Source organism: Sphingomonas sp. SKA58 (genome assembly GCF_000153545.1).
Classification (GTDB): Bacteria; Pseudomonadota; Alphaproteobacteria; order Sphingomonadales; family Sphingomonadaceae; genus Sphingobium; species Sphingobium soli.
On record NZ_CH959306.1, the window covers coordinates 1,340,137 to 1,363,929 of the forward strand.

The 23,793-nt window shown below is 62.5% G+C and carries 18 protein-coding genes and 1 other RNA gene; 10 read left to right on the forward strand and 9 right to left on the reverse strand.

What is annotated here, in order from left to right:
* The first annotated feature begins 43 nt into the window (after positions 1 to 43).
* Positions 44 to 703 (forward strand): prolyl hydroxylase family protein, encoded by a 660-nt coding sequence (locus tag SKA58_RS07020; protein ID WP_009821695.1) that lies wholly within the window; start codon positions 44 to 46, stop codon positions 701 to 703.
* A gap of 3 nt (positions 704 to 706) precedes the next feature.
* Here the strand turns inward: SKA58_RS07020 and SKA58_RS07025 are convergent, their stop codons facing one another.
* The 5 genes from SKA58_RS07025 to ssrA all read right to left on the reverse strand — a co-directional run bounded on the left by SKA58_RS07025 (position 707) and on the right by ssrA (position 7,974).
* On the reverse strand, positions 707 to 2,134 hold the full coding sequence (locus SKA58_RS07025) for a CYTH and CHAD domain-containing protein (RefSeq protein ID WP_009821696.1): 1,428 nt from the start codon (positions 2,132 to 2,134) through the stop codon (positions 707 to 709).
* Between the two features lie 145 nt (positions 2,135 to 2,279).
* On the reverse strand, positions 2,280 to 4,973 hold the full coding sequence (locus SKA58_RS07030; RefSeq protein ID WP_009821697.1) for a TonB-dependent receptor domain-containing protein: 2,694 nt from the start codon (positions 4,971 to 4,973) through the stop codon (positions 2,280 to 2,282).
* 91 nt (positions 4,974 to 5,064) lie between these two features.
* The gene (locus tag SKA58_RS07035) at positions 5,065 to 6,666 is read right to left on the reverse strand and encodes a hypothetical protein (protein ID WP_009821698.1); all 1,602 of its coding nucleotides are present in this window, start codon (positions 6,664 to 6,666) and stop codon (positions 5,065 to 5,067) included.
* A gap of 277 nt (positions 6,667 to 6,943) precedes the next feature.
* Positions 6,944 to 7,327 carry a tetratricopeptide repeat protein gene (locus SKA58_RS07040; protein WP_009821699.1) on the reverse strand — a complete coding sequence of 128 codons (384 nt, stop codon included), beginning with the start codon at positions 7,325 to 7,327 and terminating at the stop codon, positions 6,944 to 6,946.
* 303 nt (positions 7,328 to 7,630) lie between these two features.
* Positions 7,631 to 7,974: a transfer-messenger RNA gene (ssrA, locus tag SKA58_RS19390) on the reverse strand.
* A gap of 66 nt (positions 7,975 to 8,040) precedes the next feature.
* Here ssrA and SKA58_RS07045 point away from each other — a divergent pair.
* The 6 genes from SKA58_RS07045 (at position 8,041) to lexA (ending at position 12,916) form a co-directional block, all read left to right on the forward strand.
* Entirely contained in the window at positions 8,041 to 8,631 is a 591-nt protein-coding gene (locus SKA58_RS07045) for an anthranilate synthase component II (protein ID WP_009821700.1), read from the forward strand.
* An 85-nt stretch (positions 8,632 to 8,716) separates the two neighbouring features.
* Entirely contained in the window at positions 8,717 to 9,709 is a 993-nt protein-coding gene (gene trpD / locus SKA58_RS07050; RefSeq protein WP_009821701.1) for an anthranilate phosphoribosyltransferase, read from the forward strand.
* Positions 9,706 to 10,497: an indole-3-glycerol phosphate synthase TrpC gene (gene trpC / locus SKA58_RS07055; RefSeq protein ID WP_009821702.1), complete on the forward strand. Its 792-nt coding sequence runs from the start codon at positions 9,706 to 9,708 to the stop codon at positions 10,495 to 10,497. The genes trpD and trpC overlap by 4 nt, the downstream gene beginning before the upstream one ends.
* Positions 10,494 to 10,967, forward strand: coding sequence for a cyclic pyranopterin monophosphate synthase MoaC (moaC, locus tag SKA58_RS07060; protein ID WP_009821703.1), 474 nt, complete (start codon positions 10,494 to 10,496; stop codon positions 10,965 to 10,967). The genes trpC and moaC overlap by 4 nt, the downstream gene beginning before the upstream one ends.
* On the forward strand, positions 10,964 to 12,142 hold the full coding sequence (locus tag SKA58_RS07065) for a molybdopterin molybdotransferase MoeA (protein WP_009821704.1): 1,179 nt from the start codon (positions 10,964 to 10,966) through the stop codon (positions 12,140 to 12,142). The genes moaC and SKA58_RS07065 overlap by 4 nt, the downstream gene beginning before the upstream one ends.
* Positions 12,143 to 12,244: 102 nt before the next feature.
* Positions 12,245 to 12,916 (forward strand): transcriptional repressor LexA, encoded by a 672-nt coding sequence (gene lexA, locus SKA58_RS07070; protein ID WP_009821705.1) that lies wholly within the window; start codon positions 12,245 to 12,247, stop codon positions 12,914 to 12,916.
* Here lexA and SKA58_RS07075 read toward each other — a convergent pair.
* Positions 12,907 to 14,994 carry a ComEC/Rec2 family competence protein gene (locus tag SKA58_RS07075; RefSeq protein WP_009821706.1) on the reverse strand — a complete coding sequence of 696 codons (2,088 nt, stop codon included), beginning with the start codon at positions 14,992 to 14,994 and terminating at the stop codon, positions 12,907 to 12,909. The two genes, lexA and SKA58_RS07075, sit on opposite strands and share 10 nt — an antisense overlap.
* Before the next feature lie 103 nt (positions 14,995 to 15,097).
* On the opposite strand from SKA58_RS07075, the gene gltX reads away from it, so the two are divergent.
* Both gltX and SKA58_RS07085 read left to right on the forward strand, forming a co-directional pair.
* Positions 15,098 to 16,555, forward strand: a complete 1,458-nt coding sequence (gltX, locus tag SKA58_RS07080; RefSeq protein ID WP_037542709.1) for a glutamate--tRNA ligase — start codon at positions 15,098 to 15,100, stop codon at positions 16,553 to 16,555.
* A gap of 20 nt (positions 16,556 to 16,575) precedes the next feature.
* Positions 16,576 to 17,862 (forward strand): citrate synthase, encoded by a 1,287-nt coding sequence (locus SKA58_RS07085; RefSeq protein ID WP_009821708.1) that lies wholly within the window; start codon positions 16,576 to 16,578, stop codon positions 17,860 to 17,862.
* A 74-nt stretch (positions 17,863 to 17,936) separates the two neighbouring features.
* On the opposite strand, the gene SKA58_RS07090 is transcribed toward SKA58_RS07085, so the two are convergent.
* From SKA58_RS07090 to SKA58_RS07100, 3 genes are all read right to left on the reverse strand, one after another.
* Positions 17,937 to 19,310: a sensor histidine kinase gene (locus tag SKA58_RS07090; protein WP_156784150.1), complete on the reverse strand. Its 1,374-nt coding sequence runs from the start codon at positions 19,308 to 19,310 to the stop codon at positions 17,937 to 17,939.
* Positions 19,311 to 19,365: 55 nt separating this feature from the next.
* Positions 19,366 to 20,532: a hypothetical protein gene (locus SKA58_RS07095; RefSeq protein WP_009821710.1), complete on the reverse strand. Its 1,167-nt coding sequence runs from the start codon at positions 20,530 to 20,532 to the stop codon at positions 19,366 to 19,368.
* A 72-nt stretch (positions 20,533 to 20,604) separates the two neighbouring features.
* Positions 20,605 to 20,907: an Hpt domain-containing protein gene (locus tag SKA58_RS07100; RefSeq protein WP_037542240.1), complete on the reverse strand. Its 303-nt coding sequence runs from the start codon at positions 20,905 to 20,907 to the stop codon at positions 20,605 to 20,607.
* 80 nt (positions 20,908 to 20,987) lie between these two features.
* Here SKA58_RS07100 and SKA58_RS07105 point away from each other — a divergent pair, with 80 nt between their 5' ends.
* Positions 20,988 to 23,660: a hypothetical protein gene (locus SKA58_RS07105; RefSeq protein WP_009821712.1), complete on the forward strand. Its 2,673-nt coding sequence runs from the start codon at positions 20,988 to 20,990 to the stop codon at positions 23,658 to 23,660.
* The last annotated feature ends 133 nt before the right edge of the window (positions 23,661 to 23,793 follow it).

The window sequence follows — 23,793 nt, forward strand, 5'->3', positions numbered from 1 at the left end:
CAACATTTGCGACCATCAAGGCATGTCATCGACACGAGGCTCCATGACCCCAGAGACCCTTTCACCGCCCGCGCCTGCCGGCGTTGACGCCGATCCGGCCTGGATTGCGGCACATCCTCGCGTTCAGCGAGTCCCCAACAGGGATTTCGCGCTTTTCATCCTGCGTGACTTTCTGAGCGCGGGCGAATGTATGGGACTGATCGACCGGATCGATGCGCAACGCCGTCCGTCAACCATCGCCGATCATAATGGCGACGGTTATTTCCGGACGAGCGAGACATGCGATCTCGATCATGGCGATCCCTTCGTCGCGGCAGTCAATGCGCGCCTCGACGCGTTCACGGGAATTGCGACCGAACATGGCGAACCCATTCAGGGACAGCGCTATGCCGTGGGGCAGGAGTTCAAGGCCCATACCGATTATTTCGATCCTAAGGGCGCCGATTTCGACCGTTACTGTGCAGTGGCCGGCAATCGCACATGGACGGTGATGCTCTATCTTGATCAGCCCACCGCCGGCGGCGCCACACGCTTCACCCGCATCGGCAAGACGGTTCAACCCGAAACCGGCAAGCTTCTGGCGTGGAATAACCGGCTGCCATCAGGCGCGCCCAACCCAGCCAGCATCCATCACGGCATGAAAGTGCGCAGCGGGGTCAAGCATGTCATCACCAAATGGTATCGCGAGCGGCCCTGGGGCTGATGCCTAGCGCCAGAAACGCGGAGCCTGCGCGAAGCGGTCATGGGCTTTGCCCGCCTTACGCAGCAGTTGCTTCTCCGATTTGATATCCAACCCGATATTATCGGGCAGATGGTAGCGTGCGAACAGCGCTGGCGCCGTTGCCAGATCGTTAAGGTCGCCTAGACGATCCTGCAATTTCGCCAGCGCCTTGACATACGCGCCATGCGCCTTCTGCGATGGCTTGTCCTGATAAAGACCCGCAAAAAATTCAGAGCCATAGCGCAGCTTTTTGGCATCTTTACGAATCTTGTGCCGCAAATCCGACGGCAACCTCGTCAGATCATCTCCGCCCTTGGCGACTCGCTTGTGTAGTTTTTTAAGGCGACTGGCCGTGAAATCCGCAACTGACGCATCCGATGCACCACTGCATCCCGCCCCCAGCGCCAGCCATTCGGCAATATCCAGCAGCAAGCCGCGAACGCGCGCCGATTCTAGCCATTGGCGCACCCGCGCATGGCTTTCCGCGCGCGCCTCCGCAATCGCCGCCTGGGCAACGGGGTCCAACCGCCCGTGCAGCACGTCCAGATCGCGCGCCTCGCCCAGCAACGCCGCCAGCCAGCGCAACTCCTGTTGAAAGCGTGCGACGTCGGCCTCGAGCAGCACCGTTTTGAACAGGGTCAGCGCACTGCGCAACCGGCGCACCGCAACACGCGCCTGATGCAGGGCCCGCTCTCGATATGCGGTCAGCAACAGCGACTCGTTGCGGCGATAATGGCGCAAGCATGCGCCCGCGATTGTCAGAAACGCATCGCGGATCGTCATATCGGCGTCGAGCAAGACCGGCTCAGCCTTGACCGATTCCCTTATCGGTCCCCGCAGCAGATATCCGCGCTCCGCCTTGCTCAGAACCGCAGGGCGCACCGACACCTCGGCATCTATGCGGCGCGCGATTGCGAACAGCGCGGCAGGTGCGCCAGCGACAAGTTCGAGTTCGACCTCGCACAGGGCTGCTTCGCGCGCACCCGCCCGCACCACGCCCCGGTCGATCACCATCTCCACCTTCGCATCGCCCTCTTCGATCTGCCAGCGCATGCGTTCGATATCGGTTTCAAACATCGGCTCGATCTGGTCGACAGCCTCGCCCAATGCGTCCCACACTGGCGTTTGCGCATCAAGCACTGGCCTGTTCGACCGGACGGGTCGTTCCCATTCCTGACGCGTGAACAGCCCACCCGCAGCCGACCCGTCGCCCTTGACGGTCTGCACCCTGCGCCGCCCGGACTGGCGAATCCGCAGGCTGATCCCCTTGTTCGCCAGTTGCGTATCGGGCGTATCGAAATAAATGGCGCGCAGACGGGCGACATCCTCGCGCTCAGACAGCATGTCCCATTGCGACAGACGGCTGGCGCCATCGTCCGACAGGTCCAGCTTGAGTTCGATTTCGCGGCCCATAGATCCTCCATCATACGCCGCAAGGGGGCGGATGCATAGCAGGACGCGTGGACCCGGGGCGTCGTTCCAGAATCGCAACGGCCGGCCTGTCGAATGACGGGCCGGCCGCACGATCCGGGGGGCGATCAGCCCCCACCGGCAAGGTTTAGAACGCCACCGTCAACGACGCGGCGATCGTGGTGCCGATCTTGTAGCGGTTATAGAATATCTTGGTGCCGCCGGCCTCTTGGAATTCCTGATATTTGCGGCCCGTGATGTTCCGGGCCTCAAATTTGAATTCGCTGTTGATGCCGCCCGGCAGCGTCACACCCTGACGGGCGACGAAGTCCAGCGTCAGGCCTGGCTTTTCCTTGATATCGGGCTGCAGGTTCGGACCACGGCTGGTGACGCGAGGGCTGGCATAGGTGAGCAGCAGCGTCTGCTGCGACAGCTTGTCCGTATCCTCGAGCCCGATCTGGACGTTGACCAGATGATCCGACTGGCCCGTCAACGGCGCGCCGTCGACGAAATAGTCGGACGCGGCCGGCAGGTCGCCGGTGGTGTAGGTGTAAGGAATGGTCGTGTCGCCATCGCTCACCTTCAGTTCCGACTGGGTGTAGGTGTAGTTGCCGATCAGCACCACGCGGCGGGTCTGGAAGAAGTTTGAATCCATCCCGTCGAGCGGAATATATTTCTGCGCTTCTACCTCAAAGCCGTACAGCGTCGCTTCCGGCGCATTGGCGAAGCTGGTGGTCACTGCATAGGTATCGGTAATGGTCGTGAAGGTTTCGATCGGATTGTCGATCTTCTTGTAGAAGGCCGACGCCGTCAGTCGCTCGTCGCGCCCCATATACCATTCCGCGCGAATGTCGGCGTTCCACAATTCGCTGTCCTGCAGGAACGGGTTGCCGCGATAGAAGCGGTTGGATTCGGTGTCGATGAACGGCTGGGCGATCAGTTCGCGGAACTGCGGACGAGCGATCGTCTTGGACCCCGAGGCGCGGAACTGCAAACCGCCGCCCACGTCATAGGTCAGCGTGACGGCCGGCAACCAATAGTCATTCTTGACCTGGTTGAACGGCGTCTCGCCCGTCGAATAGACGTCGACGCCCGTCACCGACTGGCGGCCATTTTCGTAGCGGACGCCAGCATCGATGCTGAGGCCCGGGAACAGCTCTGCCTTTACCTGCCCATAGCCGGCATGAACGCGAAGCGCGGCGTCATAGACCGGATATGGCCCGGAAAAGTCGAGCAGGCCAAGATCGTAGAGCTGGATGGTCGCATCCGACAGCAGATAATCGGGCCGCAACTGCTGCACCGGCACGGGCAGGTTCACGGCATCGAAATGCAGCTCATAGCGCGACGATGTACGCTTCGTATCCGTATAGGCATAGCCCGCCGTCACGGTGAAGCTTGGCGCGATCTTGTAGCTGAGATCCGCGCCGCCCGACCACAGGTCTTCGTTCAGGTCGCTGAACGTGACCGATGCATCGCCACGCTGGCGATTGAGCGCATTGATGAAGCGGTCGCCCACCGGATCAATGTCCAGATCGCGGTTCGAACGGACATAGACGAATTCGCGTTCATAAGGGGCTTCGCGCTGCGAATTGGCATAGCCGCCCCGCACATCGAGGCTCAACGCATCGTCGAACTTGAATTCGCCGACAAATTGCGTGTCGATCAGCTGACGCTCATACCAGGCGGTCTGCTGGGTCAGATAATCAGCGCCCTGAATTTGGCCGTCATTCTGGCCGATCGCGAGCGAGGCACGCTTGAGCGTGTCGCGGATATAAAGGTTGGTCCAGCGCAGCTTCTGCTCGCCCCACTCAACGCCGACACCCAGCAGTCCGTTAACGGTGACCTGATTGTCGGTGACGACCTGATTATAGCTTTTGCCCGCGCCTTCTTCGACGGTCAGCGACGCCTGCTGCAAGTTGTCGCGCGTGCGCCATTTGTTGCTATATCCCGCCGTGGCGATGATGCCGACCCGCGCATCGCTGCCAACGTCGAACGCCGTGCCGCCGTTGATCGAGCCGGAGAAGTTGAACGGCAGGCTGTTGGTGCGCTGAAGCACCGACGTCTTGCTGTTCAAAAACTGCATGGCGATCGCTTGCTGGTCGGAGCGATCGATATTGGCGAAGGGCACGCCCGCGCCAAAGGCATCCTTGAGCAGCGGCGGCACGTCGCGGGAACTGTCGTCAAAGCCGGTCCAGTCCGACTTGCTGCCATAATAGGTATAGCCAAGCTGACCCGAGGTTTCGGTATTGGCAGAGCTTCCAACGCCGATTTCCAGATAGGATTCGGTCGGGATCGCCTTGGTCGTCAAGTTGATCACGCCGCCGCCAAATTCACCGGGGAAGTTGGCCGAGAAGCTTTTCTGCACCAGGGTTGATGCAATCACGCTGGTCGGGAAAATGTCGAGGGGAACGACACGCTTGAGCGGCTCGGGGCTGGGCAGCGGCGAACCGTTGAGCAGTGCGAGCGAATAGCGATCGCCAAGGCCGCGGACATAGACATAGCCGCCCGACACCACGGACAGGCCAGTGACGCGCTGAAGCGAACCGGCGATGTCACCCTCACCCGTGCGCTTGATGTCGGCCGCCGACAGGACGTTCACCACCTGCGGCGCCGCCTGCGAGATGTTGCTGGTGCGGCGACCGGTGACGACGATGTCGGAACCGGGAATGGAAACATCGACATCGCCCGACTGGGCGGCTGCTTCGTCGGCGATGCTGGGCGTCGTCGACAGGCCCGCGTCACCGGCGGACGAGGAACTGGTGTCGGTCTGCGCCATCGCCACGGGAGCGACCAGCGCGGTGGAAAACAGGAGCAGGCGCGCCAAGGTCAGCGGCTTCGACATGCTAGGGGTCCCCCTTTGGGAATATACAGTGCAAGAAAGGCGGGGAAGCGTCGGTTCACGCTCCCCCGCCCCTATTGAGGTCAGGTGCCGATCAGGCGGTCGGAATGGCCGTGCAGTTGCTGCTGGCGCTGCCGAAGCTGGCGGTCACAGAATTGCAGGTCCAGCCGGCATACCAGGTGTCGCTGCTGTCCTTGACCGCGCCGACGTAGTTGGTCGTGGTGAAGGCACTGTCGATCGTCTTGGGATCGGTCGCGGTCACGGCGGTTTCGGTCGCGCCATTGATGAACAGGCTGGTCAGCGACGGGGTGTAGTTGATGCTGCTGTTCGGGCCGGCTTCGAAGATCGACTTCACGACAGCGACGTCGACACCACCGGTGCCCTTATAGGGCGTGCTGTTGCACTGCATGACCACCGAAATATAGCGCGGCTTGCCGGCGTCCTGCAGCGTCGTGTCGGCGTCGCGAACGGTCGCGGCGCTGTTGATGCGCAGGCAGCTCTGTTCGGGGCTGACGATGATGCCGTTGACCAGCGCCAGGTCCGCGCCACCGCGCAGCAGCATCGATGCGCCGTCATCGCCGGTGTTCGACCGCTGGATATGCGTGAAGTTGGCGACCTTCAGATACTGGCGGGGCAGCGCGTCTTCGCTGGCATTGCTGTTGCTGGTCGAACCGTTCGAGTCGGTTTCCAGGAACGTGTCGCCGATATTGTTGTTCGCGCGCTGGACCGAGATCAGGAACTGCGCCGTACCGCGGAAACCGACGTCGGTGTCCAGATTGTCGTCTTCGTTACCGGTCAGGACCAGATATTTCATGTTGGCCGAGCCGCCGAAGGCTTCGATGCCGTCGTCCGAGCTGTTGTGGACCTGGATATGATCGATGACGGTTCCGGTGCCGACGCCCGAGGGGGTCAGGCCCTGCAATTCCTTGCCGTCGGCCAGGACAAAGCCCGAATAGCGGATTTGCACATAGGACAGGCGGCCAGAGCTGTCGGCGTCGTTCGCGCCGCCATACAGGGCGTTGCTGGTGCCTTCGGTGTCACGCTCGCACGCCGTCGTACCGGGCGCGGCGGCAGGCGCCTGGCAATCGGTGATCTTGCCGCGGCCCAGCAGCACGATGCCGCCCCACTGGCCCGACGACTGATCGGTGGCGGCGCCGGTGACGTTTTCGCGGCTGGTGAAGATGATCGGCGCGGTGGCGCTGCCAACGGCATTGATCTTGTTACCGCGATTGACCGCCAGATAGGCGTTACCCGTGCTGGCGAAGACGACGACGCCCGGATCGATGTTGAGCGTGACGTCGGTGTTGCTCGTGCCGGCACCCTGATCGGTGCCGACATCGACGCGGCCGGGCAGCGAATAGATCACGCCGGTGGCCTTGGCGATCGCCGTCGTCGCGGTGAAACGCGTCGGGAAGCCGCAATTGCGCCAGGTGTTGGTGCCGTCGGTGATGGTGCCAAGGTCATTCAGCTGGTTTGGGCCAGCGATCGACGGGCAGCTCGCCGCGGGCGTCACCGCCGTCGGGGTGGGCGTGGGCGTCGGGGTAGGCGTCGGCGTGGGCGTCGGGGTAGGCGTCGGCGCGGGGATGACGATGGTGCCTTCGCCGGGCGAAGCAATGTCGTCAGCGCCACAGGCGCTCAGACCTACGCAGGCGCAGCTCGCCATCAGGATCGTGTGGATACGGTTAATCTTGGCCATGTCATCTCCGCTCCGGCTTTGCCGGCGTTGTGGAACTGCGGAGCGCAGGGGAATTTACGAATCGGACAACGCCCCCTGTCGCCCTCTTTGCGGGGCACTAGGGGGGGCAAGTGACAGGCTCATTCCGCTTCGATGACAGTGGAGCGTCTTTGATATGACGGAAGCATGACAATCATGTCAGGGAAAACACATTGCCAAAAAGTGGATCGAAAAAAAGGGCGCCATCCCGCAGGATGGCACCCTCCCCTCATGAACGGCCTTTGACCGGGCCGCGCCGTCAGCGGGCAGCGAAGCTCGGGTTCAGGCGGCCCATGGCGCGACGTGCAATCACGCGCGACGACTCTTCCTCGCCATTGGCCAGCAGGAGCATCATTTCCGGCGCGAAACGTGCGGAGCGATAGGCTTCGCGCGCCTGCTTCATGCGGCCGGCACCAGCATAGGCGTTGCCCAGGTTGATCAGACGCGCCGGGTCGTTGGCGCTGTAGGGCCACATCGGCTCCAGCCGTTCGATCGCGGCGTCGAACTGCCCAGACGCAATCGCGTTCGCAGCGAGGTTGCCATCCTGCACACCAAGAACGACAAGGCTATCGGGAGCGGACTGTGCCATGGCCGGCCCCGCCACGACCAGCGAAACCCCGAACATGATTGCGGCCTTGAACATCTCTCGTCTCCCAAAAAAAACTTCCCAATATAGCCAGGATTATTTCATCTAGATGACAGTGGCGCAAGCAGGCTGCATGGGTATCGTAAAGAGTTTGTTTTCAGGAAAATCAAAGCATTAGAAATTTTACGCCATTATGTCATAAAAGCGTAATCGAATTAGCACGCTGAATTCTGCCCGGCGCGAATCGCTTTGACACAGCACGACCTATGCCTCCGCCGGGCTAGAGACCCCGCGCAGCAAAATGACCGGTGGTTGGGAAAGGTCCGGAGGCTTCTGTTGCCCGGCGCCTCCGGGTGCCGCTGAATTCCCTTCTGTTGCCCGGTGGGTTCAACCGCGCTATTTTAGAGTAATGTCAGGCCGTGAGGCCCTCAATTACGCTGCAATGGCGAGTGCTTCGTTATCGTTGGCACTTGTGAGTTTTGCACAGTTTAACGGCGTACACGGGCCGGGTAAAAGCATCGCTTTTCAACACACGTCGATCCTAGTTCGGCCCCGTCATCTTCCCCGCGAAGCGAGGGAGGTGGTGGAGCCGCCGGGTACTGCCCCCGGGTCCGCTGCGTCTATTATACGACACACTTTATCACCATAGCCAGGCGAACCCGGCAGCTGTGCATATGGGCGCAAGCAAATGATTCTTCAAGCGCTCCGCGCAACAAGCTCTTGCGCCCAGACATCTTTCCACCATGGCGCTTAGCCGCTAGAAGCCTTCCATGATCCTCGTCATCGACAATTATGACAGCTTCACCTGGAACCTCGTCCATTATCTGATGGAACTGGGCGCCAGGGTGGAGGTCGTCCGCAACGACGCCATTTCGGCCGGCCAGGCGCTTTCCAGCGGCGCCAAGGCTTTCCTCCTGTCACCTGGCCCTTGCACGCCCAATGAAGCCGGTGTCAGCCTGGACCTTGTCGCAGCCTGCGCCGACGCGGGCGCGCCGCTGTTGGGCGTTTGCCTGGGCCATCAGGCCATCGGCCAGCATTTCGGCGGCAAGGTGGTGCGGGGCGGGTTGATGCATGGCAAGACATCACCGGTCAGCCACGATGGCACGGGCCTGTTCCAGGGCCTGCCCTCCCCCTTCACCGCCACCCGCTACCATTCGCTGATCGTCGAGGATGTTCCGGGCAGCCTGATCGTCAACGCCACCAGCGAGGATGGGTCGGTCATGGGCTTTCGTCACGCCAGCCTGCCGATCCATTCGGTCCAGTTCCATCCTGAAAGCATTGCCACCGAACATGGTCATGCGATGCTGGCAAATTTCCTGACGCTGGCCGGATTGCCCGTCCGGCGACGCGAAGCCGCCTGATCGGACAGGCGGGTATCGCAAAAAGCGTGGCGCGCCCGCCTTGCCCCTCGACTTACCGTGCCGGCGCTGATTAAGGCGAGGCATCATGACCCGTTTGCCCGATCCTTCCGCGCCGCTGTCCGGTGAAGCCGCCGCGATCGCCTTCGACCTGCTGTTCGATGCCGACCTGCGGGACGAGGACATATCGGCATTTCTGGTAACAATGGCGCGGCGAGGCGAAACGGCGACGGAAATCGCCGCCGCCGCCCGCGCCATGCGCGCGCGCATGATCCCGGTCGGTGCGCCGGCCGGCGCAATCGACGTGTGCGGTACCGGTGGAGATGGACACCACACGCTAAATGTTTCGACCGCCGTCAGCCTGGTGGTCGCCGCAGCGGGCGTGCCGGTCGCCAAGCATGGCAATCGCGCAGCCTCATCCAAGGCCGGCGCGGCCGATACGCTCGAAGCGCTCGGCCTCGACCTTGACCGGGCGGCCGCCACCGCCGAAGCGACGCTAGCGGATTTGGGCATCAGCTTCCTCTTCGCGCAAAATTATCATCCTGCACTCAAACGGCTTGGTCCCATTCGCCGCGCCATCGGTGAGCGCACCATCTTCAACCTCATGGGGCCGCTCGCCAATCCGGCCAATGTCCGTCGCCAACTGGTCGGCATTGCCCGGCCCGCTTATGTGCCCATCTATGCGCAGGCCTTGGCAGAACTCGGCGTTGACCGGGCGATGATCGTATCGGGTGACGAAGGACTGGACGAATTGTCGCTCGCAGGCGGCAATGACATGGCAGAGGTGAGGGACCATGCGTTGGTCGCCATGCACCGCATCGATGCGGCCGATCTGGGGTTGCCCACCCATCCCGTCTCGGCAATCCGTGGCGGCGATGCGGCCTATAATGCCGCGGCCCTGCGCGCCTTGCTTCAGGGCGAGAGAAACGCCTATCGCGATGCCGTCCTGCTGAACGCCGCCGCCGCGCTGGTGGTGGCGGACGCCGCCGCCGATCTGCGGGAGGGGCTGGAGGAAGCGGCCGAAACGCTCGATCGTGGCCTTGCCAATGCGCTTTTGAATTGCTGGATTGCCTATACATGACCAACAAGCTGATCGAAATTTGCGACGTCAAGCGCCAGGAGGTCGCTCGGAGAAAAGCGGCGACCAGCATCGCCAGCCTTCAGACGCGCGCCGCCGAGCAGACGCCGCCGCGCGGATTTCGCCGCGCGCTGGACGCAGCCTCTCTATCAGGCTTCGGCCTCATCGCGGAGGTCAAGAAGGCCAGCCCGTCCAAGGGGTTGATCCGCGCCGACTTCGATCCGCCGGCTCATGCCGCCGCCTATGCGGCCGGCGGCGCGGCTTGCCTGTCCGTCCTGACCGACGAACCCTATTTTCAGGGGGCAGACGCCTATCTGGTCGCCGCTCGCGCCGCCTGCGCGCTACCGGTGCTGCGCAAGGATTTCATGGTCGATCCCTGGCAGGTGCTGGAAAGCCGGGCACTGGGCGCGGACGCCATCCTGATCATCGCCGCCGCGCTGGATGACGGCCTCATGCGCGAGATAGAGGATGCCGCGCTGGGCCTTGGCATGGACGCGTTGATCGAGGTGCATGACGAGGCCGAACTAGAGCGCGCCCTTGCATTGCGCTCTCGTCTCATCGGCGTCAATAATCGCGACCTGCGAGATTTCAGTGTGGACTTTGCGCGCACCTATGAATTGGTCGACAAGGCGCCGGCAGGCTGCACCTTCGTCGCCGAAAGCGGGCTTGGCAGTCATGACGATCTTGTCGCCATGGCCGATCATGGCGTCCGCTGTTTTCTGGTAGGGGAAACATTGATGCGACAGGCCGATGTCGAATCCGCCACGCGTACCTTGTTGACCGGGGCATGAGCGGCCTCACCCATCTCGACGCCGACGGCTCTGCCCGCATGGTCGACGTGTCGGCCAAGGCCGTCACTGCGCGCGAAGCCATCGCCGCAGGTCGGATCGACATGAGCGATGAGGCTGCGCGGGCCATCGCAGAGGGCCTGGTCAAAAAAGGCGATGTGCTGGCGGTCGCACGTGTGGCGGGCATCATGGCGGCAAAAAAGACCGCCGACCTTATCCCGCTGTGCCATCCGATCGCGCTCAGCGCAGTGACCGTAGATTTTACGCTCGACGATCATGGCGTCACGGTCGAGGCGACAGCACGAACGGCGGGCCAAACCGGCGTGGAGATGGAGGCGCTGACGGCCGCCTCGGTCGCCCTCCTCACTATCTATGACATGGCCAAGGCGCTGGACAAGGCGATGGTCATCCGCGACGTCAGGCTGAGGGCGAAGACCGGCGGCAAGTCGGGCGATTGGCGGCGACCGGAATGAGCCTGCTGCCGGTCGCAGAGGCGCAGGCCCGCTTGTTCGCTCTTGCAGAACCGCTGTCGGCGGAGACGGTGCCGATCGGCGAGGCTGTCGGCCGCTGGCTGGCGCAGGATCTGATTGCCTTGCGCGACCAGCCCTGGGCCGATCTGTCGGCGATGGATGGTTATGCGGTGCGCGCGGCCGAGCATCCGGGGCCTTGGCGCGTGACGGGGGAAAGCACAGCCGGCGGCGCGACGCCCGCGCCGCTTTCGGCAGGAGCGGCCTTGCGCATCTTTACTGGAGCGCCCGTGCCGCCCGGGGCCGACGCCATCCTGATCCAGGAAAACGCCACACGCGATGGCGACTTGCTCATGGCTAGCGGAGATCCCTTGCCGGTCGGTCGCCACATCCGTGCGCGGGCATCCGATTTTGCGCGCGGAACCCAATTGCTGAACAATGGTGCGCGCCTGGGCGCTGCTCAGGTTGCGCTCGCGGTCCTTGGCGGCCATGGCCGCGTGGCGGTGCATCGCCGTCCCCGCGTGGCACTGCTGTCGACCGGCAACGAACTGGTGCCGCCGGGGGCCGACACGCCGCCCGGCATGCTGCCCTCTTCCAATGCACCCATGCTGGCCGCGCTGCTCGCCGACCTGCCGTGCGACGTGATGGACCTTGGCATCGTTTCGGACGATCTCGACGCCATGACAGCCGCTTTTGTCCGTGCGACGCAGGCGGACATCATCGTATCAACGGGGGGAGCGTCCGTTGGCGACCATGACCTGGTTCGTCCCGCTTTTGCGGCGGCGGGCGGCACGCTCGACTTCTGGAAGATCCGCATGCGGCCGGGCAAGCCGCTGATGGCTGGAACGCTGGACAAATCCTTGTTTCTCGGCCTTCCCGGCAATCCGGTGTCGGCGTTCGTGACGGGCGCATTGTTCCTGCTTCCCCTGGTGCGCCATCTCTCGGGCGCTGCGCGCCCGCTGCCCTTCCTTACGGACGCCGCGCTGGCTTCGCCCCTGCCCGCGACCGGGGATCGTGACGACTATCTGCGCGCATGGCGTGGAATCGACGGCGTCGTGTCGGTGACGTCCCAGGACAGCGCCGCCACCGCCGCGATGGCGAAGGCGGATTGCCTGATCCTGCGCCCCGCCCAATCCCCGCCCGCCCAGCCCGGCGATCGCGTCACAATTCTTCCTCTTTGAATTGGTGATCCACATGACTGTGTCGTCAAGGTTTGCGGCGCTTGACTAATCTCCATGTGTTTCCTATGCGTTCCTTATTCGTTCCAAAGAAGGATCGCAGCGATGTTGACGCCCAAGCAGCAGGAATTGCTGAGCTTCATTCACGACCGTCTGGAAGAAGGCGGCGTTTCGCCTTCGTTCGAGGAGATGAAGGACGCGCTCGACCTGCGATCCAAATCCGGCATCCATCGTCTGATCAACGCGCTGGAAGAGCGTGGCTTCATCCGGCGCTTGCCCAATCGCGCCCGCGCGCTTGAAGTGTTGAAGCTTCCCGACGCGATGCATCGCGCCCCTGTCCCGCCGGTCGCCCTGGCGGCGAAGGCGGCGGCACCCATTCCGATCGCAGCCAATGATGTTCTGGAAATTCCTTTGCATGGCCGGATCGCGGCTGGCGTCCCGATCGAGGCGATGGAGGGGCAGGCGATGTTGTCTGTTCCAGCCGCCTTGCTTGGCTCGGGTGATCATTATGCGTTGGAAGTGTCCGGCGACTCTATGGTCGAGGCGGGCATTCTCGATGGTGATTTCGCGCTCATCCAACGCACCGATGTCGCGCGTGAGGGACAGATCGTCGTCGCCCTGATCGACGACAATGAAGCCACGCTCAAATATTTCCGACGCGACGGTGCGCGGGTGCGGCTGGACCCGGCAAACCCGGCTTACGAACCGCAGGTTTACGATCCGCGTCAGGTGCGTATTCAGGGCAAGCTCGCGGGCCTGTTGCGCCGCTATAACTGACGGGAAGGACGGCGTTTTCGCATCCGGGACTTGACGATCCAGGGATGCGCATCGCCTGGCCGATGAACGGTGTGAACTTCGCCTTCTTCCAGGCTGATCGACAGGCCACCCGTTCGCGCTAGGAGCTGGCGGTCGATTCGCAACCAGCGCGGGCGGCACCATAGCGGAAGGCGACGATCGCTGATCACGATATCAGCGCGTGCGCAAGCCGGTGCAAAGGCCGGCCGGTCGATCAGCATGTCACTGCGCGTCAGCAGCAAACGCCATGTCCGCCCAGCCGGATCGTGCATGTCCAGGGCGCAAAGGTCAGTAGAACAACGCGCCATCGGCAGGTCCGCAATAGCGCTGAGGTCGCCTTCGTAACCGGCGCTTTCCGACAGCGTATCACGAACATAGTCCCCCGCCCGATCGCGCAGGATCGCCATGCCGCTCCCGGATCGGACCGCAACATGACGCCCATCCCCCGTCACCAGCAGATCGGGCGGGGCCGCGACCAGCACCAAAGCGACGCCGACAAGGACCGGCGGCAAACCAAGCCATCTCCATCGCGTGCGCCAGAGGAGGCACCAGAGCAGCCCGACGATGACCAAGGCAAACAGCACCGGTCGCATGGCCGGCGCCAGCAGCGTCGCCAAGGGGCTTGCGGCCACTCCATGGGCAACGGCCAGCAACAGATCGAGCGCATGGCCCGTCAGCCACCAGAAGGGCGCGCCCAGTCCGACCAGGTCGAACAGCAGCGCCAGCACCTCCAATGGCATGACGACAAAGGTCGTGAGCGGAATGGCGATCAGATTGGCAAACGCCCCCAGCAGGCCGGCCTTGTGAAAATGAAACAAAGCAATCGGCATCAACACCAATTCAACGACCAGCCCCGTCGCCAGCGTCACCGCCAACGCCCGCGTCAGTTTCCACGACCAATTCTCTTCTCGTGCGGCGGCGAAGGCGCGAAATCGAGGATGCTCAGCCAATGCGACGATCGCCGTCACCGCCGCGAAACTCATTTGAAAACTCGGTCCGACGAGCGATTCCGGCCAGAGGAACAGGACGATCAGCGCGCCCGTGGCCACCAGCCGCAGTGTGATCGCGTCGCGGCCCAACGCGAGCCCGCCCAGAACAAGCAGGGCGGCAATACAGGATCTCACCGTAGGCACCTCGGCGCCGGTCAGCCAGGTATAACCGATACCAACCAAGGCGCCCCCACCCGCTGCGATCAGCATGAGCGGCCAGTCGAGCGCGGCCCTGCGGCTAAGCGCCATCACCCGCATCAAGAGGAAAATCGCCGCGCCGATCAATGCGGTGACATGCAAGCCACTGATCGACAGCAGATGCGCGAGGCCGCTACGCCGCATCGCTTCGGCATCGGCATCACTGATCGCCCCCTGATCGCCGGTGGCTAGCGCCGCAGCTATGCCTTCAGCCGGCCCTTCGACCTGATCCACTATATGTGCAAACAACCGTGCGCGTAGCGGTGGAGTTTCGCGCGTCGGCGCCAGCACCCTGATCGGCCTCAACGCCTTTCCCGTCGCGCCAATACCCTGGAAATAGGCTCGCGCCGCGAAATCGTATGCGCCCGGCACGCCGGGCGGCGCTGGTGGCATCAGGCGGGTGCGAAACCGTATAACAGCGCCCTCGCCCAGACCCTTGGGAACATCCTCGGACGGAATGTTGACGCGCACCGTGGCAGGCAAGCCAGGCGCATCGATCGGCCGCAACATGGCGCGCACTATATTCCGCGCGGGCACCGGCCGAACGGACCGAACTTCCGCGGTCATCTCGACGAAGGTCGCGCGCCCCAGCGGCGGTTGCCCCAGCAACGTCGCCTTCCCCCATATCAAAAGGCAGCCGATCGTCGCCAGCAAGGCCCCAGCCATCACGACATGGCGCAACCGTCCCGATCCGGGCGACAAAGCAGCCAGCGCCGCGACACCCAGCGCGAAGCAGCAAAAGGCAAGCCACTGTGCAGGATCGAGCAGCCAGAACCAGGCAACGATGCCTGCGCCGAGCCCGACAGGCGCCCAAAGCCCAACCTGCTCGCGTTCCGTTTCCAGCCATGTTTCGAGCGCTGAAAAAATCAGCATTGCGCGTGTCTTGAGCCGCCCGCGACAGGAGGTTTGTCGTGGCTCAAAAGCCATGCTAGGGGGCGTCGAATTCATGGATCAGATAAGGCGAATGTCAAAGAATATGACGGCGAGCGCAACGGGAAAAAGCAAGCAGGTGGTGACCCGTTTCGCCCCGTCCCCCACGGGTTATTTGCATATTGGCGGCGCACGGACCGCTCTGTTCAACTGGCTGTTCGCCCGCCATCATGGCGGCAAGTTCCTGCTGCGGATTGAGGATACCGACCGCGCCCGTTCTACCGAGGCTGCCGTTGCAGCCATCTTCGATGGGTTGGACTGGCTTGGTCTTGGCGGTGATGAACCGGCGGTCTTTCAGTTCGAACGGACCCCGCGCCATGCCGAAGTTGCCGCACAGTTACTCGCCGCGGGCCACGCCTATAAATGTTTTGCGACCCCCGAAGAACTCGCCGAATTGCGCGAACAGCAGCGGGCCGCAAAGCTGCCTATGCGCTATGATGGCCGCTGGAGGGATCGCGATCCCGGCGAAGCACCCGAAGGCGCACCCTACGTCATCCGTATCAAGGCGCCGCGCGAAGGCGAGACGGTCGTTGAAGACGCCGTTCAGGGCCGTGTGGTCGTGCAGAATGCCGAACTGGACGATATGATCCTGTTACGATCGGACGGAACGCCCACCTATATGCTGGCCGTCGTCGTCGACGATCGCGATATGGGTGTGACGCATGTCATCCGTGGCGATGATCACCTCAATAATGCCTTTCGCCAACTAACGATCATCAAGGCGATGGCCCAGATCGAAACTGGATGGGATGAGCCGGTTTACGCGCATATCCCGCTCATTCACGGGTCGGATGGCGCAAAGTTGTCCAAGAGGCACGGTGCGCTCGGCGTAGACGCCTATCGCGACGAAATGGGGATGCTGCCCGAAGCAGTGCTCAACTATCTGTTGCGGCTTGGCTGGGGGCATGGCGACGAAGAACTTATCTCGCTCGACCGCGCGATCGAATTGTTTGACATCGATGGCGTCGGTCGGTCGCCTTCGCGTTTTGACATCAAGAAACTGGAAAATCTGAACGGCCATTATCTGCGGGAGGCTGAGGATGTTCGGCTTGCGGCGCTCGTCGCGCCCCGCGTCGAATCGCGTCTGGATACACGCCTTGCACCTGCCCAAGCCGATATTTTGCGGCAGGCGATGGGATCGCTCAAGCCTCGAGCCAAAACCCTAAATGAAATTGCGGAAGGGGCCGAGTTCCTGTTCAAATCTCGCCCGCTCGACTTTGACGAGAAGGCTACGGCTCTGCTAGATGAACCCGCGCGTGCGCTGCTGATAAAGACAGCCGACGCTCTGCGGACCGTTCCGTCCTGGACGGTCGAAGCGATCGAGGACGTGATACGCCGCGTGGCAGAGGATGCTGGCCTGGGGCTTGGCAAGGTGGCGCAGCCGCTGCGCGCTGCGCTTACCGGCCGTACCGTCTCGCCGGGCATTTTTGACGTCCTCTTCCTTTTGGGGAGAGAAGAAAGCTTGGATCGACTGATCGCAGCCGGGCACGCTGCGGCCAGTTGATGGCACTCAAGGAGAAAAACATGTCGGATAATAAGGCCATTTTGACAATGGGCAGCGACGCCCAGGACTATGCCATCATGGATGGCACCATGGGTCCCCAGGTCATCGACGTTCGCAAGCTTTACGCCAATACCGGCATGTTCACCTATGATCCGGGCTTTACCTCGACAGCCAGCTGTGATTCTGGCCTGACCTATATCGACGGCGACGAAGGCGTGCTGCTGCATCGCGGCTATCCGATCGGGCAGCTTGCCGAACAGTCCAGCTTCATGGAAGTAAGCTACCTCCTGCTGAACGGCGAACTGCCTTCGGCCAAGGAACTGGACGAGTTCACGCACACGATCACGCGCCATACCATGATCCACGAACAGCTGACGACCTTCTATCGCGGCTTCCGCCGGGACGCGCATCCGATGGCGATCATGTGCGGTGTCGTGGGCGCGCTGTCGGCATTCTATCACGACTCGACAGACATTAATGATCCGGAACAGCGCCGGATTGCCAGCCACCGCCTGATTGCCAAGATGCCGACGATCGCGGCGATGGCCTATAAATATTCGGTCGGCCAGCCTTTCGTCTATCCGCGTAACGACCTCAGCTACACTGCAAACTTCCTGCGCATGACCTTTTCAGTCCCGGCGGAAGAATATGAGGTCGATCCGGTCATCGTCGATGCGATGGACAAGATCTTCATCTTGCACGCCGATCATGAGCAGAATGCGTCGACGTCGACCGTGCGGCTTGCCGGCTCGTCGGGTGCCAATCCCTTTGCCTGCATCGCGGCGGGCATCGCCTGTCTGTGGGGGCCTGCGCATGGTGGTGCCAATGAAGCGGCGCTCAACATGCTGCGCCAAATCGGCACGGTGGACCGCATTCCCGAATATATCGCACGCGCCAAGAATAAGGACGATCCGTTCCGCCTGATGGGCTTTGGCCATCGCGTCTATAAGAATTACGATCCGCGCGCGACCGTGATGCAGAAGACGGCCAAGGACGTGCTGGAAAAGCTGGGTGTCGACGATCCTATCTTCGATGTCGCAAAGGAACTGGAGCAGATCGCGCTCAACGACCCCTATTTCATCGAGAAGAAGCTCTACCCGAATGTCGACTTCTATTCGGGCGTCATTCTCTCCGCGATCGGCTTCCCGACCGAAATGTTCACCGTGCTCTTTGCGCTGGCTCGCACCGTCGGTTGGGTCGCGCAGTGGAACGAAATGATTTCCGATCCCGCGCAGAAGATCGGCCGTCCTCGCCAGCTCTATACCGGGCCAACGCAGCGCGATTATGTGCCGGTCGACAAGCGCTAAGCCGGATCATCATCGAAAACAAACGGCGCCCGTTTCGGGCGCCGTTTTCTTTGGGGCGGTAGCGCGTAGGAGGGCTAGGTACGCGCCGGCAGGCTGAGGATGAAGCGCGCGCCTTCCCCGACCGCGCCGCCGATTTCGATATCGCCCCCCATGGCCCGCGCCAGGCGGCGCGAAATGTAGAGGCCAAGCCCGCTACCGCCAGCGTCATCGCGCCCCAGCCGCTCGAACTTATCAAAAATGCGCTCGCGGTCCGCGATTGCAACGCCACTGCCTTGATCGATCACCATGATCCGTGCTTGCCCGCGCGCCTGTTCGGTGACGACGCGCACCATGCTGCCCTGGGGGGAATAACGGACCGCGTTGCTGATCAGGTTAACCAATATTTGCAGGACCCGCCGGAATTCGCCCGTGGCCGTCGCACTCGCATCCTCAGGGGGCGGAACGATCAGGATCTGTCGATCCAGGGCCTTCACGCGAAGCAAGCCGGCAGCGCGTCGGCCAAGGTCAGCCAGGTCCACCTCTTCCAGTGTGACAGAGAAATCCGGGCGATCGATCGCCTGAAGATCGGCCAGGTCGTCGATCAACGCCATGAGATGCCGACCCGCCGATGCAATGTCATCGGCATAGCCGGCATAATCGGCCCGTAGGGGTCCTCCCATCTGGGCGCTGATCGTGTCCGCATTGGCGATGATGCGTCCGAGCGGCTGGCGCAGGGACCGGTCAAGGCGCTTGCCGAAGTCCGCTGGGTAGAGCGTGACCTCGGGCTCCCGTCCCAACGGCGCCAATATCATCTGATCCAAGGGGAAAGCCGAGCCGCGATATCCGATCAATTGCCCGGCCAGATCGAACAAGGGATAGCCGGACAACTGAAACAGCCGTCCGGGGTCGCTCGCCTGGGCCGCCACCTGATGACGAAACGCCCGACGCTGTGCGATCCCGCGCAGCATCGGCAGATCCCCGTCGTCCTCCGCACGCAGTTCGAAAAAACCGGCAAAGCGTGAGCCGGGCACGGGTGGAGCCGCCGGCAGGACCCCTTGAGGTCCATGTCCCGCCGCTATCATTTCGAACCGCAATTCCGTATCGATTTGCCAGGCCCATCCTTCCGCCAGAGCGGCCAGATCAGCCTCTCGCCGCAATGTTTCAGTGGAATCGCCTTCAATCGGACGCTCGTACCAATCAATAATGGCCAGTGCGACGCCGCCCCCATCCGGGCGCGCCCTCACCCACATATCAATCAATCCCCGCTCGGCCGCCGCGATGACCGGACGGGACACCGCCGCACCCATACGATGGGTCAGGCGAGCGATCGCGGCGAGTTGCGGCACGGCGATCGGCGTTCCAAGGTCGCCTCCAGCTTCCTTCTGCAACGCTAACAGCGCCGCATCGGCGCTCAGCAGCCTCCCGTCCGCCGACAACCTGGCGCGCAAAATAGTGGACGGGCCGCTCATGACCACAACCATAAATGCACGTCGTTAAAATGCACTAAACCGTGCGAGGAAAAATTCAGGCTGGCCGCCGCAGGATAAGCGCGCCTGCTGATGCGATGGCGGCAAGCATTCCTAAGCGGTAGGCTTCCTGCATGAAGCCCAGCGCACCCCCGATAATCAACAAGACCAGAAGTGTCGCTGGCGTAAAAACCATCCAGGGCATTACCCCTCCCAACCGTCGCCAGCGAACCGCCAGCGTGAGCAGCATCACCAACATGGCTAGATCAAATGCGACCGCACTTTCGCCAGCGAGAGCGATACCGATGAGGGTCAAGGCAGGCGCGACGAAGGCAGTCCACCCTCGCGGGGGCGGGCGCAATGCCAGTTCGTCCAGACGATCGGCGGAATCGCACAGCAGGATGGCAACCAGCATCAGGCAAAAACCCGGCAGAACCCAGGATAGCTCAATGGGAACAAGAGCGATTGCCGCGAGCGCCATCGCGCCAATACGCACCTGAAAGGCGGGCACTTGCAGCCGCATCAGGGCTCCGCCGATGGATCGTGCCAACGGCGCAAGAACATAATGTTCCAGGCCGCCCCTGTCATAGGCGCGATCGGCCCCTGCAGAGGTTATGGCCTGCGCGACAAGATCGGCTTGTTGCTGGCTTTCGACCATGGCCGCCCTGCCTTCGAGCAAGTCAGCCTCTGGCACGGTGATCCTACGCGCGCCCTTCTGAACCGCGCTCCGGACCAGCGTCAACGCCAGGTCCCAGTCGCCGATCATGTCGAGCGTTCCGAACAAAAGGGCAGGACTTATGCGCGCCAAGCCGGCCCAGCGCTGACCGGCGTCGATCCTTTCCAATGGGGCGCTTGCGCGGGAATCGTCGGCGACCAGCAATGTATCGCCCATCGCCGAACCCAGATGATCGACATGCGCCTGGCTGACGATCGCGCCGTCCGCGATCAGCAAGACGTCCGCATCGCGCGGCGCGTCACGCACCATCGACACCATATCCCGGACCAGCGCGACAGCGATCCCGTCCGCACTCAAACGATCGACCGCCTGCGACAGGGCAGGCGTGATAACGCTGACCATTACGAAAATCCGGTCCGCCCCAGCACGCACGGCCTGACGCGCCTGATATTCGACCAGCGTCTGCCCCGCGAAATGCAGACAGGCGCGCAGGCCCCCCGACGAATCGGCGGGTGCGCGACTGGCGCTCAAAATTGCGGCGAAACTCATGATGTAATGACGACGACCCGTTCTTGACTGACTACCTTTTCGCAAGCGCAAGCAACGGACGCAAGCCCGGTATCAGTCGCGAGCCAAGGTATCGAGCGTCGCCTGAAGCCGACGCAGGATTTTCGGATCGCCGGGGGCCGACTGTGCCGCTTCTTCCGCCAGTGCCATCAGGGATGTGAGGCCAAAGCTTGCCGCCAGGCCTTTCAGCCGCCAGGCAGCCAGATGCCAGTTGGCATCGCAACGCGCCCTGCCCAGCAAATCTATCTGGCGGCTGGCGCTTTCCAGGAACGCGACACGCAAATCCGCGATAAGCGCGGTATCGTCGCCAACGGCGGCGGCCAATGCCGCATCGAGAGCGCCAGGATCATAGGACATGGCGACCAACGCTATCTGGCTTGCGTTAAGTTTTGGTAACGGGGCATTTGCCCGCGCGCAAAAGCTGTTAAGGTGGTGAAATGACAGGGGGCAGCACAATCGTCGATTTTTGGCGCGATGAACCGATCGCGACGGAATCACAGGCGCAATCCGATGACATCTTGTTGTTGAAACAGGCCGTCATGGACATTGACGAGGCGCCAGCGACCAATGATCGAGACGCTAAATGGACGCGCCCGGTCACGGCCGCGCTTGCCATTCTGGCGCTGGCTTGGATTGTTTTTGCGGGCTGGAGCGTGATGGTCTCTGGCCAGTTGCGCGCCGGCCCGGCTGGGTGGAGCCAAGCGGTTGCCACCATGGCCGTGCCCCTCATCCTGTTGTGCGTTGTCTATATGTTGGTGATGAGGAACAGCAGGACGGAATCGCGGCGCTATCGCGATACGGCGCGCGCAATGCGCGCAGAAGCCGATCTGCTGGAATTGCGCCTTGGTCATATTGTGACCCAGCTGGAATCGGCGCGCCGGACGATGCAGGATCAGGCCGAACTGCTCGACAGCTATGGTGCCGCTGCGAGCAGCAATATGGAAGCGTCGGCTGAGCTGATTGCAAGCCGTGCGCAAGTGACAGCAGATCGCGCCGAGGCAGCCGAGCACGCCGGCGCAGCCCTTCTCAATCGGATGGAGGCGCTGATCGCATCCATCCCGACCCTTGAGGAGGGTAGCGCGCGCATCGCCGCGCAGATCATGGACAATGGTCACGCTCTGGGCGAGCGAATCGATACGCTGGAAACGCGGCTACACGGGCTCACCGAATTGTCTGACGACGCGCGCGCGCGCATGCTGGCCGCCACCAAGAGCCTGACCAGCCAGCTAAGCCAGCTGCAGGAAGCCACCCGCGCATCCAGCGACGAAGTGTCGGGCATGGCGGACATCGCCGCAAATCGGATCGAGGCAACCGCCACGGGTGCGCGTCTGGCGATGGACCACAGCCGGGCGCAGCTGGAAGACCAGTGTGCGGCGCTCTCGCAGCTAATCGAAGGCGCGCAGGACGGGCTCGCCCGCACCAGCGAACAGGTCCGCACCGCTCTGTTGGATGATCTGGAAACAACCCAAGCAGTAATCGACGAGCGCTTGAGCGCAGTGGCGCAAAGAACACGACAGACGCTCTCGACGATCGACGAGAGTCTGACCCGGCGCGCCGATTCGCTAACGGCGTTGGTGGCGGCCGCGCAGACAGGCATTGACGCCAGCAGCGAACAGGCGCTCGCCGCGTTGGCCCGCGACATGGATCATATCGAGCAGGATTTGCGGGGCCGGCTGGGCGCGGCGCTCGATCAGGCGCAGGAGGCGCTGGCACTCACTGATGGCAGGTTGAGCTTCCAGTCGGACGCGCTCACCGATCTCATTTCCCGTTCGCGCACCCATCTGGACATGATCGGCAACGAAACCGTGGTGGGCCTGACCGACGCGATCGGTGATGTTGAAGGCCGTCTGCATCAGATTAACGACATGGTTGAAGGGCAGCGCACTCTGCTCACCAGCCTTCATGTCGAATTGCAGGACAGCGCGAGTGCGGCGGAAACGCGGTTCGAGGCTCTGGAACAGTCAGCAATGGCCAGGAACCAGAGGCTGACCGGGGCGCTGGAACGACTGACGGCGGAAACCCGACGAATCGATGAGGCGCTGAATGCTGGCGGCGCGACTGCGGACCGGCTGATCGGCAACGCAGAGACGCTGATGGTTGCGCTCGACGCGAGCGTTCGCGAACTGGACGAAACTTATCCCGCCGCGCTGGACCGGTTCGACAGCAGGATGGAGCAGAGCCGCAGTCTGCTGGGCGACACCGCGCCGGAGATGGAACGATTGGAGGCCATTTCCCAAGCCCTGGTCGGTCGTGCCGAGGAGGCGGAAGCCTTGTTGCGTGGTCAGGGTGCGCGCCTTACCGAATGGCTCGAAAGCACACAGGGTGGATTGGAAGCCAATCGTGACCTTATAGACCGGTTGCGCGCGGCGCTGGATGCGGCACATCAGGATGCAAGCCGCATTACCGAAGGCGCAGGTCCCCTCCTCGTGACAGCGCTTCTGCGCGTCAAGGACACCGCTGAACAAGCAGCCGAGCGGGCCCGTCAGGCGCTTGGACGGGTCATTCCGGATGCCGCCAAACAATTGGCAGATGCCAGCGAGCAGGCCGTTGAAGGCGTCATCAGTGAGAAGGTGACCGCCCAGATCGCCCAGATAGCTCAGGTTGCCGATGAAGCGGTGAAGGCTGCACAACAGGCATCGGAACGGCTGACCCGCCAGCTCCTGACGATTGCCGACACCAGTGCCAGCATCGATCAGCGCATCGAAGAAGCCAGACATGCGACGGAAGAACGTGATCGCGATCACTTCGCCCGCCGTTCGGCCTTGCTGATCGAGTCGCTCAACAGCACCGCGATCGATGTCGCCAAGATATTGTCGAACGATGTCACCGATTCCGCTTGGTCGGCCTATCTCAAGGGCGACCGTGGCGTATTCACCCGCCGCGCCGTCAAACTGCTTGATGCCGGGGAATCGCGTGAGATAGCCCTGCATTATGACGACGATGCGGAATTTCGCGATCATGTGAACCGCTATATCCATGACTTCGAAGCCATGTTGCGCGTGATCCTGTCCTCACGCGATGGCAACGCGCTGGGCGTTGCGATCCTGTCATCGGACATGGGCAAGCTCTACGTCGCCCTTGCGCAGGCGATAGAGCGGCTCCGGCAATAAGGATCGGTTATCGCGCTGAGGCCGCCATTGACGACATCACGGTCGCTACGGCTCGAACCAAAGGGCATGAGCGAACGTGTCGCCACGAAGATACTGCCCCGCCTTCGCAGAGGCTGTTGTCTGGAAGATATAG